The sequence below is a fragment of the Brevundimonas mediterranea genome (assembly GCF_011064825.1).
Classification (GTDB): Bacteria; Pseudomonadota; Alphaproteobacteria; order Caulobacterales; family Caulobacteraceae; genus Brevundimonas; species Brevundimonas mediterranea_A.
The window spans coordinates 1,960,841-1,973,227 of sequence record NZ_CP048751.1; the positions used below are offsets into that span (position 1 = coordinate 1,960,841).

Sequence of the window (12,387 nt, forward strand, 5' to 3'; positions counted from 1 at the left end):
CCCATCGTCAGCCGTCTCGCTGCGCTCGACGAGCTGACACTTCCCCCGCAAGCGGGGGAAGATCTGGAAAGCGCAAAGAAAAAGGGCCTGCGGATTGCTCCGCAGGCCCTTCGTCATTCGATCTGTGCGATCGCTTAAGCCAGCGAGGCGTCGATATCCTTGCAGGCCTGCAGCAGGCCCTGGACCGAGGCGACGGACTTTTCGAACATCGCCTTTTCGTCGTCGTTGGTGGTGAACTCGATCACCTTCTCGACGCCGGCGGCGCCGATCAGGGCCGGGACGCCGACATAGAGGTCCGACAGGCCGTATTCGCCCGACAGCCAGACGGCGCAGGGCAGGACGCGCTTCTGGTCCAGCAGATAGGACTTGGCCATCGCAATCGCGCTTTCGGCCGGAGCGTAGAAGGCCGAGCCGGTCTTCAGCAGGGCCACGATCTCGCCGCCGCCCTTGCGGGTGCGGTCGACGATGGCGTCCAGCTCGTCCTGCGATAGGAAGCCGGCCTTGACGGCGTCCGGCAGGGGCAGGCCGCCGACGGTCGAGTGGCGCACCATCGGCACCATGTCGTCACCGTGTCCGCCCAGGGTCCAGGCGTGGATGTCCTGAACCGACACGCCGGTCTTTTCAGCCAGGAAGTAGGCGAAGCGCGCCGAGTCGAGCACGCCGGCCATGCCGACGACCTTCTCCTTGGGCAGGCCCGAGAACTTCTGCAGCGCCCAGACCATGGCGTCGAGCGGGTTGGTGATGCAGATGACGAAGGCGTTGGGGGCGTGGGCCTTGATGCCCTCGCCGACGGCCTTCATGACCTTCAGGTTGATGCCGATCAGGTCGTCGCGGCTCATGCCCGGCTTGCGCGGCACGCCGGCGGTGACGATGCAGACGTCGGCGCCCGCGATGTCGGCATAGTCGTTGGCGCCCTTCAGGGCCACGTCCGAGCCGAAGACGGCGGTGGCCTCGGCGATGTCCAGCGCCTTGCCCTGGGGGGTGCCTTCAGCGATGTCGAACAGGATCACGTCGCCCAGCGCTTCGCGCGCGGCCACATGGGCCAGGGTGCCGCCGATCATGCCGGCGCCGATGAGGGCGATCTTCGCGCGAGCCATGGATGTCTCCGTTTATTGCGTGTGCGAAAGGGGATTAATCGTGCGGGCGGTCTAGACCCGCATCGGCCGCGCTGCAAGGCTGGGAAAACCCTGTTGCGGAGACGCCATGACCGACTTTCGTCCAGACCCCGCCTTCGAAGCCGGATCGGTCGCCGCCGCCGAATGGCCGCTGTGCCATGTGCGGCTGCAGGACGACGCACGGTTTCCCTGGCTGATCCTGATCCCGCGTGTCGAGGGGGCGGTGGAGCTGGAAGACCTGAGCGTCGAACAGCGGGCCGCGCTGATGGAGGAGACGGTGCGGGCCGGCGCGCTGGTGCGGCGGTTGGGAACGGTCGAGAAGCTGAACGTGGGGGCCATCGGCAATGTGACGGCCCAGTTGCACCTCCATGTCGTCGGCCGCCGTCGCGACGACGGCCTGTGGCCCGATCCGGTCTGGGGGCGAGGGCCGGCGGTCTCCTATGCGGCGGAGGCGCGGGCGCGGCTGTTGGACGTGATCCGAGGCGGGTAGCCGAACCGACGACCGACGTGGCGTCGCGCCCCATTTGCGTCAGCCGCTCTCGCACCGCATATGAGCCCTATGGAAGACGCGCTGCGCATCCGGCTGGACGAACGCCAGGTGAACCTGATCGCCAAGGCCCTGGCGGAGCCGCGTCGCCGTCAGATCCTTAAGGAGATCGGCGCGGCCAGCGAACCCACCCCTTGCGGCGCGGTCGCCCAGCTTGTCTCGGTCAGCGCCCCCACCTTCTCGCACCATATGAAGGAACTGGAGACCGCCGGCCTGATCCAGATCTGCCGGCAGGGCAAGTTCGCCTTCCTGGTGCTGCAGCGCGACGTCCTGAACGCCTATTTGGCCCAGCTCGCGGAAATCTGAGGCCGGTTTCAGAAAATCAACAGCCCCGCTTATTGAATCAGTTCGATGGTTATCTAAATATCAAACCGTTCGCCGCTGAAGGCGACCGGAGAGAGATCATGAGCAAGCTTTCAGGCAAGACCGCCGTCGTCACCGGCGCATCGAAAGGCATCGGAGCGGCCATCGCCAAGGCCCTGGCCGCCGAGGGCGCCGCAGTGGCGGTCAACTACGCCTCCAGCCGCGAAGGGGCGGACAAGGTCGTGGCCGAGATCACCGCCGCCGGCGGCAAGGCCATCGCCGTCCAGGCGTCCGTGGCCAGCGGCGACGATGTTACGCGGCTATTCGACGAGACCCAGAAGGCGTTCGGCGGGGTGGACATCCTCGTCAATAACGCCGGCGTCTATGCCTTCGCGCCGATCGAGGACTTTACCGAGGCCGAGTACCGTCGCCAGTTCGACACCAATGTTCTGGGCTTGCTGCTGGCCACCAGCGAGGCGGCCAAGCGCTTCAGTCCCGACGGCGGCAGCGTGATCAACATCAGCTCGGGCGCCACCACCGTCGATATCCCGACCGCCTCGGTCTACACGGCCACCAAGGCCGCCGTGGACTCGATCACCCGCGTGCTCGCCAAGGAGCTCGGCCCGCGCAAGATCCGGGTCAACGCCATTGCGCCCGGCGCCGTCGAGACCGAGGGCACCCACGCCACGGGCATCATCGGCTCGGATCTGGAGGTCCAGATGGTCGCCCAGACCCCGCTCGGCCGCATGGGTCAGCCGTCTGACATCGCGCCTGTCGCTGTCTTCCTGGCCTCGCTCGACAGCGCCTGGATCACCGGTGAAATCATCGCGGTGGCAGGCGGAAACCGCTAAATCAAGCCGTGGCGAGGGACGCGGCCGGGGTCCGGCCGCGTCCGCATCCCTCAGATGATGTCCAGCGGGGTCTCGCGCGTGGGCGGGGGGAAGGCGGCGTCGAGGCGTTCGATGTCCTCGAGGTCGAACTGGATCTCCAGGGCGTCGGCGTTGGCCTCGACGTGTTCGATCGAGCCGGCCTTGGGAATGGCGATGACCCCGTCGTGGCGCAGGATGGCGGCGAGCGCCACCTGAGCCGGGTCGGCGCTGTGGCGGTTTGCGATGTCGCGGATCAGGGGCTGTTCCAGCAACTCGCCCCGTCCCAGGGGCGAATAGGCCATCATGGGCATGTCGCGGGCCTGCATCCAGGGCAACAGGTCGAACTCCACCCCGCGCGAGCCGAGATTATAGAGCAGCTGGTTGACGGCGCAGTCCTCGGCCCCCTCGATCTCCATCAGCCGTTCCATGGCGCGCAGATCCAGATTGGACACGCCCCAGCGGGCGATCATTCCCTCGTCGACCAGTTCCTGGAAGGCGGCGACCGTCTCTTCCAGCGGGACATTGCCTTCCCAGTGCAGCAGATACAGGTCCAGCCGGTCGGTCCCCAGCCGTTCCAGCGACTTCTCGCAGGCCAGCATCATCTTCATTTCCGAGGCGTTCTCGGGCCGGACCTTGGAGACCAGAAAGACCTCGTCGCGGCGCCCGGCGATGACCTCGCCCACCAGCCGTTCGGAACGGCCGTCGCCGTAGAGCTCGGCCGTGTCGATCAGGGTCAGGCCCAGGTCGATGCCGCGCGCCAGGGCCTGCTGCTCCTCGTCGCGCCAGGCGGGATCGTCGCCCATCTCCCACGTGCCTTGGCCCAGGGCGGGAACGGTCGTACCGTCTGCAAAGGTGACGAGGCGGGTCATGTCCGTCCTGTTCGATGAGCGGCGGAAGAGCCGCCTGCGAGGTTGAGATGCGCACCCGGCTTATCAAGACCGACGGCCTTGTCCAACAGATGCTGGAGGCGGGGTTCGAAGACCTCAACGCGCCATTGGTCCTGCTGATCCACGGCTTTCCGGAACTGGGGATCAGCTGGCGGGCGCAGGTCGAGGCCCTGTCGGCGGCGGGATACCACGTCGTCGCCCCCGACATGCGCGGATACGGCGGCACGGACAAGCCCAAGGGCGTCGACGCCTGTTCGATCCTGCATCTGGTCGGGGACATGGTCGATCTGGTCCGGGCGCTGGGCAAACAGAGCGCCGTCGTCGTGGGCCACGACTGGGGGGCGCCGGTCGCCTGGCATTGCGCCCTGTTGCGGCCGGATCTGTTCACGGCGGTGGCCGGCCTGTCCGTGCCGTTCCAGCCCCGTCGCCCCCAGGGCCCGCCGACGACCGTCATGGCCATCCTGTCCGAACGGGCCGGGCTGGGCGATCTCTATATCAGCCGGTTCCAGGCGGCGGACGCCCATCTGGCGCTGGAGGCTGATCCGGCGACGACGCTGAGGAAACTGTTCTGGTCCTATGACGGCGCCACCCCCGCGTCGAAACGGGCGACCGGCTTCATGGCGCGCGGCGTCGGCCTGCTGGACAGCATCGACGACGGCGCCGACCTGCCGCCGTGGATGACCCCCGCCCATTTCACCGAATATGTCGAGGCCTTCACGGCCGGCGGCTTCGACGCCCCGCTGAACTGGTATCGAGCGATCGATCTGAACTGGTCGCTGACCGCCTTCGCGCAGGAGCAGCGGATTCTCCAGCCCGCCCTGTTCATCGTCGGCGAGGACGATCCGGTCCGACACTATGCCGGCTCGGCCGAGACCGGGCTGAAGGACTGGGTTCCGAACCTGACGCGTTCGGTGGTCCTGCCCGGCGCTGGCCACTGGATCCAGCAGGAGCGGCCGGATGAGGTGACTGGGCTGCTGCTGGGGTTTCTGGGGGAGCTCTGACTCGCTTCCTTCTCCCCTTGCGGGAGAAGGTGGCCCGAAGGGCCGGATGAGGGTTCCGCCGGTGGGCCAACTCGCACTACCTTGCCCCTCACCCTTTGGCTGCTTCGCGCCGCCCTTCGGGTCGCGCAAGACCGATCGCTACGCTCTCGGGCGCTCAAGCCCTCTCCCGGCGGGAGAGGGGACGGGTTCACGCCGCCGCTTCCGCCGTCTCCATCTGCCCGCGAACTTCCGCGACGATCTCCAGGCTGTGGATGCGGGCGGCGTTGTCGAAGGCCATGCCGGTGATCATCAATTCATCGACGCCGGTCAGGGCGATGAAGTCCGACAGCTGTTTTTGCACCGTTTCCGGCCCGCCGACGGCGGAATAGAGCAGGCGGCTGCGCGCCCCCTCGATCTGTTGCGGGGTCAGGACGGCCGTGATGTCGTCGACGGGCGGGGGCAGCTTGCCCGGCTTGCCGGTCGAGAGTCGGGCGAAACTCTGTTGCATCGAGGTGGACAGGCGCACGCCCTCCGCGTCCGTATCGGCGGCGAAGACATTGATCGCGGCCATGGCGTAGGGCTGGGCCAGCCGGTCAGACGGGGTGAAGCTGCGGCGATAAAGCGCCAGGGCCTCCAGCAGCAGTTCAGGCGCGAAATGGCTGGCGAAGGCGTAGGGCAGGCCCAGCTGGCCGGCCAGCTGGGCGCTGAACAGGCTGGACCCCAGAAGCCAGATCGGCACGCGCAGACCCGCGCCGGGAACGGCGCGCACCGGCTGGTTGTCGGCGGCCGGCTCGAACCACTGGATCAATTCGACCACGTCGCGCGGAAACTGGTCGGCGCCGTCGAAATAGCGGCGCAGGGCGCGGGCTGTGGCGCCGTCGGTGCCGGGCGCGCGGCCCAGGCCGACGTCGATCCGGCCGGGGAACAGGGTCTCCAGGGTGCCGAACTGTTCGGCGACGACCAGGGGCGCGTGGTTGGGCAGCATGACGCCGCCGGAGCCGACGCGGATGCGCTGGGTGCCCGCCGCCACATGGCCGATGACGATGGCGGTCGCCGCGCTGGCGATGCCGGGCATGTTGTGGTGTTCGGCCAGCCAGAACCGCTCATAGCCCAGCCGGTCGGCGGCCTGGGCCAGGGCCAGGGTCTCGTCGAGGGCGCGGCGGGCGTCGCCGCCTTCGACGATGGGGGAGAGGTCGAGAACTGAGAACGGGATCATGACGCCTAGATCGGGGCTGACGGCCGAGGTTCAAGGGCAGGGAGCGGGGAACCGCAACCGGGTCGGGCGCTTTACCTCCGACGAACCCGGAGACATGAGCCATGACGGACGTTGACGCCGAAAAGACCGAAGCCGAGTGCGAGGATGCGCGCGAGGCCGCCGACATGGGCGAAAAGCCGGACCTGGGGCACAAGGCCGACGCCCTGATCGAGGCGTTGGACGGCACAGATTCCGGCTCCGACACCCGCGCCGGCTCGCTGCGCGGCGGGTCCGCCAGCGGATCGGACGATGATCCCGACTCGCTCGAGATCAACGAGGCCCTCGCCGAAGAAGGGCGGGCCTCGGCGGGGACACGGGGCCGCGCTGAAAACGACGATTGACGCTGACGCCTTGCTGCCGCCGCATCCTTGCGCCACGGTGGCGCCTTGACCATGGGTCCAAGGGACGATTCCCCGATGATACGCCGTCTGGCGGCCTCGGCCGCCTTAGTCTTGCTTTGCCTTGCAGGTTGCGACGACCGGTCCAGGACCGAAAAGGCGCCGGCCCAGGCCTCCCTCGCCGCCCCTGACCAAATGACCGCCCCGGCTTCGCCGTCGGAGGGAGAGGCTGCGCCTGCGCCCGAGGCGATGACGGCGGATATCCCCGCTGCACCCGGCGCGCCCGCTTATGCCGCCCTGTACCCCGGAGCCGCCCTGGACCAGCCGGCGACGACCGCCGCCGGGCCGGACGGCGAGGGCGGGCTGGTCACCTTCACCACCGCCGCCACGCCCGACGAAGTGGTGGCCTTTTATCGCACCCGCGCCGAGGAGGCGGGCCTGACCTCGGTCATGGGCATGAACCAGGGCGACGCCCGGGCCTATGGCGCGGCGGGCGGCCAGGCGGGCGCGACCAATCTTCAGGTGGTGGCGGCGCCGGGCGCCGGCGGCGAGACCTCGGTGCAGCTGAGCTGGAGCGCGGGTCTGTGAGACCGGTCGCCGCTCTGATCGCGGCGACGGTGATCCTGCCTTCGCTGCCCCTGGCGGCCTGCGCCCCGGCCGGGCGGCCTTCGCCCCGTCCGATCTTCAGCACGACCGACGAAGGCTATCTGTCGCCCGGCGTCGTCGCGCGGCTGGCCCAGGCCGTGCCCCCAGCGCCCGTGGCGGGATCGGCCCAGGATGCGGCCGACCGGGCGGCGTCGGCGCGGTTCACGGCCTTGGAGGATTCGGACCGCTGGCTGATGGCGACCGCCCATGCCGAACTGCGCCCGCCGCTGGCGCTTCAGCATTTCGACTGCGCCCTGGGGGTGCGACTGGGGTCGGCCGAGACGCCGACGCTGGACCGGATGATGGCCAAGGTCTTTCATGACGCCCAGGCGGCGGTCGTGCTGGCCCAGGCCCAGGCGCGAGGTCGTCGCGCCCGGCCGGTCGCCGAGGATCCCGCGCGCCGGGCCTGCCAGACCCTGACGCCGGCGATGCGGCGCAGCCCGTCCGCGCCCTCCGCCGGCGCGGCGTTGGGAACCGCCTATGCCGAGGCGCTGGCCCTGATCGCGCCGGACCGGGCGGCGGCGGTGCGGCGCATCGGCCATGAGATCGGCGTGAGCCGCCAGATCTGCGCCATGGACTATCCCAGCGATGGGCTGGCGGGCGAGGCGCTGGGGCGGGCCGTCGTCGCCGAAATCGTCGCGACGCCGGACTTCCAGGCCGAGATGGCGGCGGCGCGCGACGAACTGGCGGCGGCGCGGGCGACCGGGCGGACCAATCCCGGCTGCGCGGCCGAGCGCGCGGCCCTGGCTGTTCCCCTGCCCTGAGATGTGGAGCGGCCTGATCCTGCTGGCGGCGGTTCAGGCGGGCGATCCCGCAGGCGCGCGGGCCTGCACCCTGGCCGAGGTGCGCGACCTGACCGCCCCGTCCGATCAAGCCTATCGCCTGACGTGCCGCGCCGACCTGGCGGGCGTCGCCGTGCGGCGGCCTGTTCTGGTGGAGGGGGCCGAGGCCTCGGGCGCGGGGATCGACTGCGGCGGCGGGGTGATCCGACCGGCGCGCGAGGCGACGTCACAGACGCCGACGGTGGCGATCTGGTCGCGGCGTCAGGGCGACGGCTGGAGCCGTCCGGTCCAGACCTATGTGCGCAACTGCACCGTCGTCGGCAATGTGCGGATCTGGGGCATGGGGGCGGGCGGGTCGATGCGCGACCTGCTGGCCTCGTCACGGACGCCCGATCACACGACGGCGGCCCAGAGCGCGGCGCCCCTGGGCACGATTCTGGAGCGGGTGCGGTTCGAGGGCGTGGGGACTATCCCCCTGTATGTCGGGCCGGGGGTGACGCAGACCGTGGTGGCGCGCTCGCGCTTTTCGGGCCGGTCGGTCTCGACCGCCGTCTATCTGGACGCAGAGAGCGCCGGAACGGTGATCCAGGACAATGACTTCACCATTCGCACCGGGCGTGAACAGATCGCCGTGGACGGATCGGGCGCCAATCGCATCATCGGCAACCGCTTCGCCCTGGGCGGCCGCGGCGGGGTCTTCCTGTACCGCAACTGCGGCGAGGACGGGGTGATCCGTCACCAGACGCCGTCCTATAATCAGATCACGGATAATGTGTTTTCCGGCGTCGGCTGGCTGCGCCCCCGGACGGTGGTGGTGGGCGCGCGCGAGGGGAACCGGTCCTATTGCGGCGATGACGCCGGCTATCCGTTCGGGTCCAGCGCCGACGACGGCGACGGGGCGACCGGCAACCGGGTCGAACGGAACCGGACGCGTCCCTGACCCCGCACTTGCGAAATGACGCCAGCTCGGCCCTATTGGCGCGATGACGCCTCGGGGGATGCATCTAATGCGGCTGGTCTTGTTGTTGGCGGCCCTGGCGGCGGCGCTGGGGTTGGCCGTGATCACGACACAGACGCCTCGGCCCGCGCCGACAAGCGCCGCCGCGACCGGATTTTCGGCGGAGCGGGCCATGGCGGACGTGCGAGTCATGGCCCGCTCCCCCCGTCCCATAGGTTCGACCGATCACGCCCTGGTCCAAGCCTATCTGCAGGGCCGAATGGCGCAGCTGGGCCTGGCGCCCACGCTCCAGGCCGGGGCGCTGTCGCCCGCCGCCGTGCGCCGGATCGAGGACCGGGGCGAGTCGGTCGAGGGCCTGTCGGTGGTCAATCTGGTCGGCGTCCTGCCGGGCCGGAACCCCAGCCTGCCCCTCGTGGTGCTGATGGCCCATTATGACAGCGTGCCCGGCTCGCCGGGCGCCGCCGACGACGCCAGCGGCGTGGCGGCGGTGCTGGAGGCGGTGCGGGCGATCAGGGCGCGCGGACCGGCCGACAGGGGGCTGGTCGTGCTGCTCACCGACGGGGAGGAGCTGAACCTGGACGGGGCGCGGGCCTTCTTCAGCGAACATCCGTTGCGGGGTCGGGTCGGGGCGGTGGTGAACCTGGAGGCGCGCGGCGGCGGCGGTCGGGCCATGATGTTCGAGACCGGCCCCGGCAACGCCCAGACCATCGACCTTTACGCTCAGGCGACGCGCCGGGCCGACGGGGGCGCGGCCAGCAACGCCCTGGCCATCTTCGTCTATCGGCTGATGCCCAACGGCACCGACTTCACCCTGGCCGCCGACCGGGGCCTGGCCGGGATCAACCTGGCCTTCATCGGCCGGCCGGCCCAGTACCATTCGCCCAGCTCGACGCCGGACGCCCTGGACCAGGGCAGCCTGCAACATATCGGATCCCAGGCGCTGGAAATGACCGACGCCCTGGTGCGGGCGCCCGTCCTGCCGAAGGCCACGCAGAACGCCGTCTACGCCGATGTCTTCGGCCTGGGGGTGTTGCGGCACGGGCCGGGGACGGGGTGGAGGCTGCTGGGTCTGGCCTTTCTGTTGACCGGTTTCGCCGCCTGGGGCGCGCGTCACGCCACGGGCCTGACCTTGCGTCAGTTCGGCAAGGGGCTGAGCGGGGGCGTCTGGCTGCTGGCCGCCGGGATCGTCGTGGCCCAGGCGGTGCGGGTTCTGGCCGGGCCGGTCGGCGGCCGGATCGAATCGGCCGAGACCTATTATGTCCTGCTGCGCCGCCTGCCCTGGATGGAGGCGGGCGTAGGCTTGGCCGTGCTGGGGGTGATGTTCGCCCTGCTGGCGGGGCGGGCCCTGATCGGGCGGCGTCTGCTGGCGGGGGTGATCGCCGCGGCGGCGGTTCTGGCCACGGGCCTGGGCGGGTTCGATCCGGTGGTGCTGGGTGCGGCCCTGGTCGCCGTGGGTCTGAGCCTGTGGCCTGGCGGCGAGGACGAGACGGTCTGGGGCGGCTGGCTGGGGGCCGTCGTCCTGGTGCTGATCCTGGGCGTCCTGGTTCAGGCCGTGGCGCCCGAGGCGGCTTTGCTGTTCGTCTGGACCGGGTTGGCGGCGGCCGGCGCAGCGGCCCTGGCGGCGGGGATCGGGGCGCGGCTGGAGCGATGGGCCGCCTTGGCGCCCGCGGCGGTCGCCACCGGGGTCGTCGGCGGCTGGCTGGCGGGGCTGGGCCATTTCGTCTTCCTGGGCGTGGGGATGGACCAGCCGGGCGCGCTGGGCCTGATCGCCGTGCTGATCGTCGCCCTGGCCCGGCCCTTGGCTCCGGGTGGGGGAAGCGCGCGCCACACCCTGGCCGGGCTGGCGGCGGCCATGCTGATCCTGGGCTGCGGCCTGTCCCTGGCGGCCCGCCATGCCGAGCCGGCGGTTGAGGCGCCGGTCGCCGTTCCCTGATGCGTCAAAATCGGACGTAGGGTTCGGATGTTCTCATCGGTTCCAGATGAGAACATCTTGTGAACTGGAACAAACCGTGCACATAGTCGGCCTCACAAAAACGGGGGCGGGTCCATGGCGGGTCTCTCCCAAGCTTCTGACGGGAATCATGGCAAGGGAGACGAAGGCAATGGCACAGGCGGCTTTGAAACTGGTGGGCAAGGAAGACGGCGACAAGCAACGGGCCCTGGAGGCGGCGATCGCGCAGATCGATCGCGCCTTCGGCAAGGGTTCGGTGATGAAACTGGGCAAGGGCGGGGTCGCCGACGTGATCCCCTCGGTGTCCACCGGATCCCTGGGCCTGGATATGGCCCTGGGCATCGGCGGCCTGCCGCGCGGGCGGGTGATCGAAGTGTTCGGCCCTGAATCCTCGGGCAAGACGACCCTGGCCCTGCACACCGTGGCCGAGGTTCAGAAGGCCGGCGGCACCGCCGCCTTCGTCGACGCCGAACACGCGCTGGACCCCGGCTACGCCCAGAAGCTGGGCGTGAACCTGGATGATCTGCTGGTGTCCCAGCCGGACACCGGCGAACAGGCGCTCGAGATCGTCGACACCCTGGTGCGCTCCGGCGCTGTGGACATCGTGGTCGTCGACTCCGTCGCCGCCCTGACCCCGCGCGCCGAGATCGAGGGCGAGATGGGCGACAGCCTGCCCGGCCTTCAGGCGCGTCTGATGAGCCAGGCGCTGCGCAAGCTGACCGCCTCGATCTCCAAGTCGAACTGCATCGTCCTGTTCATCAACCAGATCCGTCACAAGATCGGCGTCATGTACGGCTCGCCCGAGACGACGACAGGCGGCAATGCGCTGAAGTTCTACGCCTCGGTGCGTCTGGACATCCGCCGCACCGGCGCGATCAAGAACCGCGATGAGGTGGTCGGCAACACCACCCGGGTCAAGGTGGTCAAGAACAAGGTCGCCCCGCCGTTCCGCGAGGTCATCTTCGACATCATGTACGGCGAGGGCATCTCCAAACTGGGTGAGATCATCGACCTGGGCGTCAAGGCCGGGGTGATCGAGAAGTCGGGCAGCTGGTTCAGCTATGACTCGACCCGGATCGGTCAGGGCCGCGAGAATGTGCGCGAATTCCTGAAACAGAACCCGGACATCGCCGCCTCGATCGAAAAGGCGGTGCGGGCCTCGACCAGCAAGATCGCCGACGAACTGCTGGGCACGCCCGAGCCGGACGAAGGCCAGGATCTCGAAGGCTGACGACCGTCTCGCCTTCCTAGACACTCCGTCGCCCCAAGCGACCCGCCACCGACCCCGCGAGGGACGGCGGAGCGACCCGTCCGACCTCGTGTCGGGCGGGTCTTTTTTGGGATCACCATATCCGCCAGGCCCAGGCGGCCGAGCGTGGATTTATGCCGTCATTGGGCGAGATACCGGCCAAATAGTCCGACAAGGCTGCTGGCGACGATTAAGGCGCGCGCCAGCCAGACCGCAGCCTTGCTCCCGACCGGCACGTCTGGAGACGGCGCCCGACCCAGGATCCAGTAAATGACGAGACGACCACGCTCGTAACTGGCCAGGGACGAGGGCGGTTGAAGTCTATTTCCATGTCGCCTTGCGTCAGCCTCCAGGCGTCCAGCCAGGGGAAACAAGGTCATGGTGGCCATCAGGGTGGCGATCGATAGGATGAATTGAACAGCAAACATGGTGGCCAGTGAACGTTTGGATTGACCGCATCATATCGCGTGAACATGACACGCGTATGGGTTGCTGCGTGGCTATCTAA

13 protein-coding genes are annotated in these 12,387 nt (G+C 69.3%); 10 read left to right on the plus strand and 3 right to left on the minus strand.

The window, feature by feature from the left end; all coding sequences use genetic code 11:
* Window positions 1-134 precede the first annotated feature (134 nt).
* Window positions 135-1,097, minus strand: coding sequence for a malate dehydrogenase (mdh, locus tag GYM46_RS09595; RefSeq protein ID WP_008263318.1), 963 nt, complete (start codon window positions 1,095-1,097; stop codon window positions 135-137).
* Window positions 1,098-1,203: 106 nt separating this feature from the next.
* Here mdh and GYM46_RS09600 point away from each other — a divergent pair, with 106 nt between their 5' ends.
* The 3 genes from GYM46_RS09600 (at window position 1,204) to GYM46_RS09610 (ending at window position 2,816) form a co-directional block, all read left to right on the plus strand.
* Complete coding sequence (locus GYM46_RS09600; protein WP_008263872.1) at window positions 1,204-1,605, plus strand: HIT domain-containing protein; 402 nt, start codon at window positions 1,204-1,206, stop codon at window positions 1,603-1,605.
* Window positions 1,606-1,674: 69 nt separating this feature from the next.
* Window positions 1,675-1,968, plus strand: coding sequence for an ArsR/SmtB family transcription factor (locus tag GYM46_RS09605; protein WP_008263087.1), 294 nt, complete (start codon window positions 1,675-1,677; stop codon window positions 1,966-1,968).
* Between the two features lie 98 nt (window positions 1,969-2,066).
* On the plus strand, window positions 2,067-2,816 hold the full coding sequence (locus tag GYM46_RS09610; RefSeq protein ID WP_040350207.1) for a glucose 1-dehydrogenase: 750 nt from the start codon (window positions 2,067-2,069) through the stop codon (window positions 2,814-2,816).
* Window positions 2,817-2,866: 50 nt separating this feature from the next.
* Here GYM46_RS09610 and GYM46_RS09615 read toward each other — a convergent pair whose 3' ends face one another.
* Window positions 2,867-3,703, minus strand: coding sequence for an aldo/keto reductase (locus GYM46_RS09615; RefSeq protein ID WP_008264070.1), 837 nt, complete (start codon window positions 3,701-3,703; stop codon window positions 2,867-2,869).
* A gap of 47 nt (window positions 3,704-3,750) precedes the next feature.
* Between GYM46_RS09615 and GYM46_RS09620 the strand changes: the two genes are divergently transcribed.
* The gene (locus GYM46_RS09620) at window positions 3,751-4,722 is read left to right on the plus strand and encodes an alpha/beta fold hydrolase (protein WP_008258845.1); all 972 of its coding nucleotides are present in this window, start codon (window positions 3,751-3,753) and stop codon (window positions 4,720-4,722) included.
* Window positions 4,723-4,909: 187 nt separating this feature from the next.
* Here GYM46_RS09620 and GYM46_RS09625 read toward each other — a convergent pair whose 3' ends face one another.
* Window positions 4,910-5,917: an LLM class flavin-dependent oxidoreductase gene (locus GYM46_RS09625; RefSeq protein WP_008262923.1), complete on the minus strand. Its 1,008-nt coding sequence runs from the start codon at window positions 5,915-5,917 to the stop codon at window positions 4,910-4,912.
* 101 nt (window positions 5,918-6,018) lie between these two features.
* On the opposite strand from GYM46_RS09625, the gene GYM46_RS09630 reads away from it, so the two are divergent.
* The 6 genes from GYM46_RS09630 (at window position 6,019) to recA (ending at window position 11,861) form a co-directional block, all read left to right on the plus strand.
* Window positions 6,019-6,297, plus strand: coding sequence for a hypothetical protein (locus GYM46_RS09630; protein ID WP_008261484.1), 279 nt, complete (start codon window positions 6,019-6,021; stop codon window positions 6,295-6,297).
* Between the two features lie 75 nt (window positions 6,298-6,372).
* Window positions 6,373-6,882, plus strand: coding sequence for a hypothetical protein (locus GYM46_RS09635; RefSeq protein ID WP_035310603.1), 510 nt, complete (start codon window positions 6,373-6,375; stop codon window positions 6,880-6,882).
* Window positions 6,879-7,703, plus strand: coding sequence for a hypothetical protein (locus tag GYM46_RS09640; RefSeq protein ID WP_008260999.1), 825 nt, complete (start codon window positions 6,879-6,881; stop codon window positions 7,701-7,703). Before GYM46_RS09635 ends, GYM46_RS09640 begins: the two co-directional genes overlap by 4 nt.
* A gap of 1 nt (window position 7,704) precedes the next feature.
* Window positions 7,705-8,661 carry a right-handed parallel beta-helix repeat-containing protein gene (locus GYM46_RS09645; protein ID WP_008261925.1) on the plus strand — a complete coding sequence of 319 codons (957 nt, stop codon included), beginning with the start codon at window positions 7,705-7,707 and terminating at the stop codon, window positions 8,659-8,661.
* 67 nt (window positions 8,662-8,728) lie between these two features.
* Complete coding sequence (locus GYM46_RS09650) at window positions 8,729-10,612, plus strand: M20/M25/M40 family metallo-hydrolase (protein ID WP_008264335.1); 1,884 nt, start codon at window positions 8,729-8,731, stop codon at window positions 10,610-10,612.
* A gap of 169 nt (window positions 10,613-10,781) precedes the next feature.
* The gene (gene recA, locus GYM46_RS09655; protein ID WP_008261712.1) at window positions 10,782-11,861 is read left to right on the plus strand and encodes a recombinase RecA; all 1,080 of its coding nucleotides are present in this window, start codon (window positions 10,782-10,784) and stop codon (window positions 11,859-11,861) included.
* Window positions 11,862-12,387 lie beyond the last annotated feature (526 nt).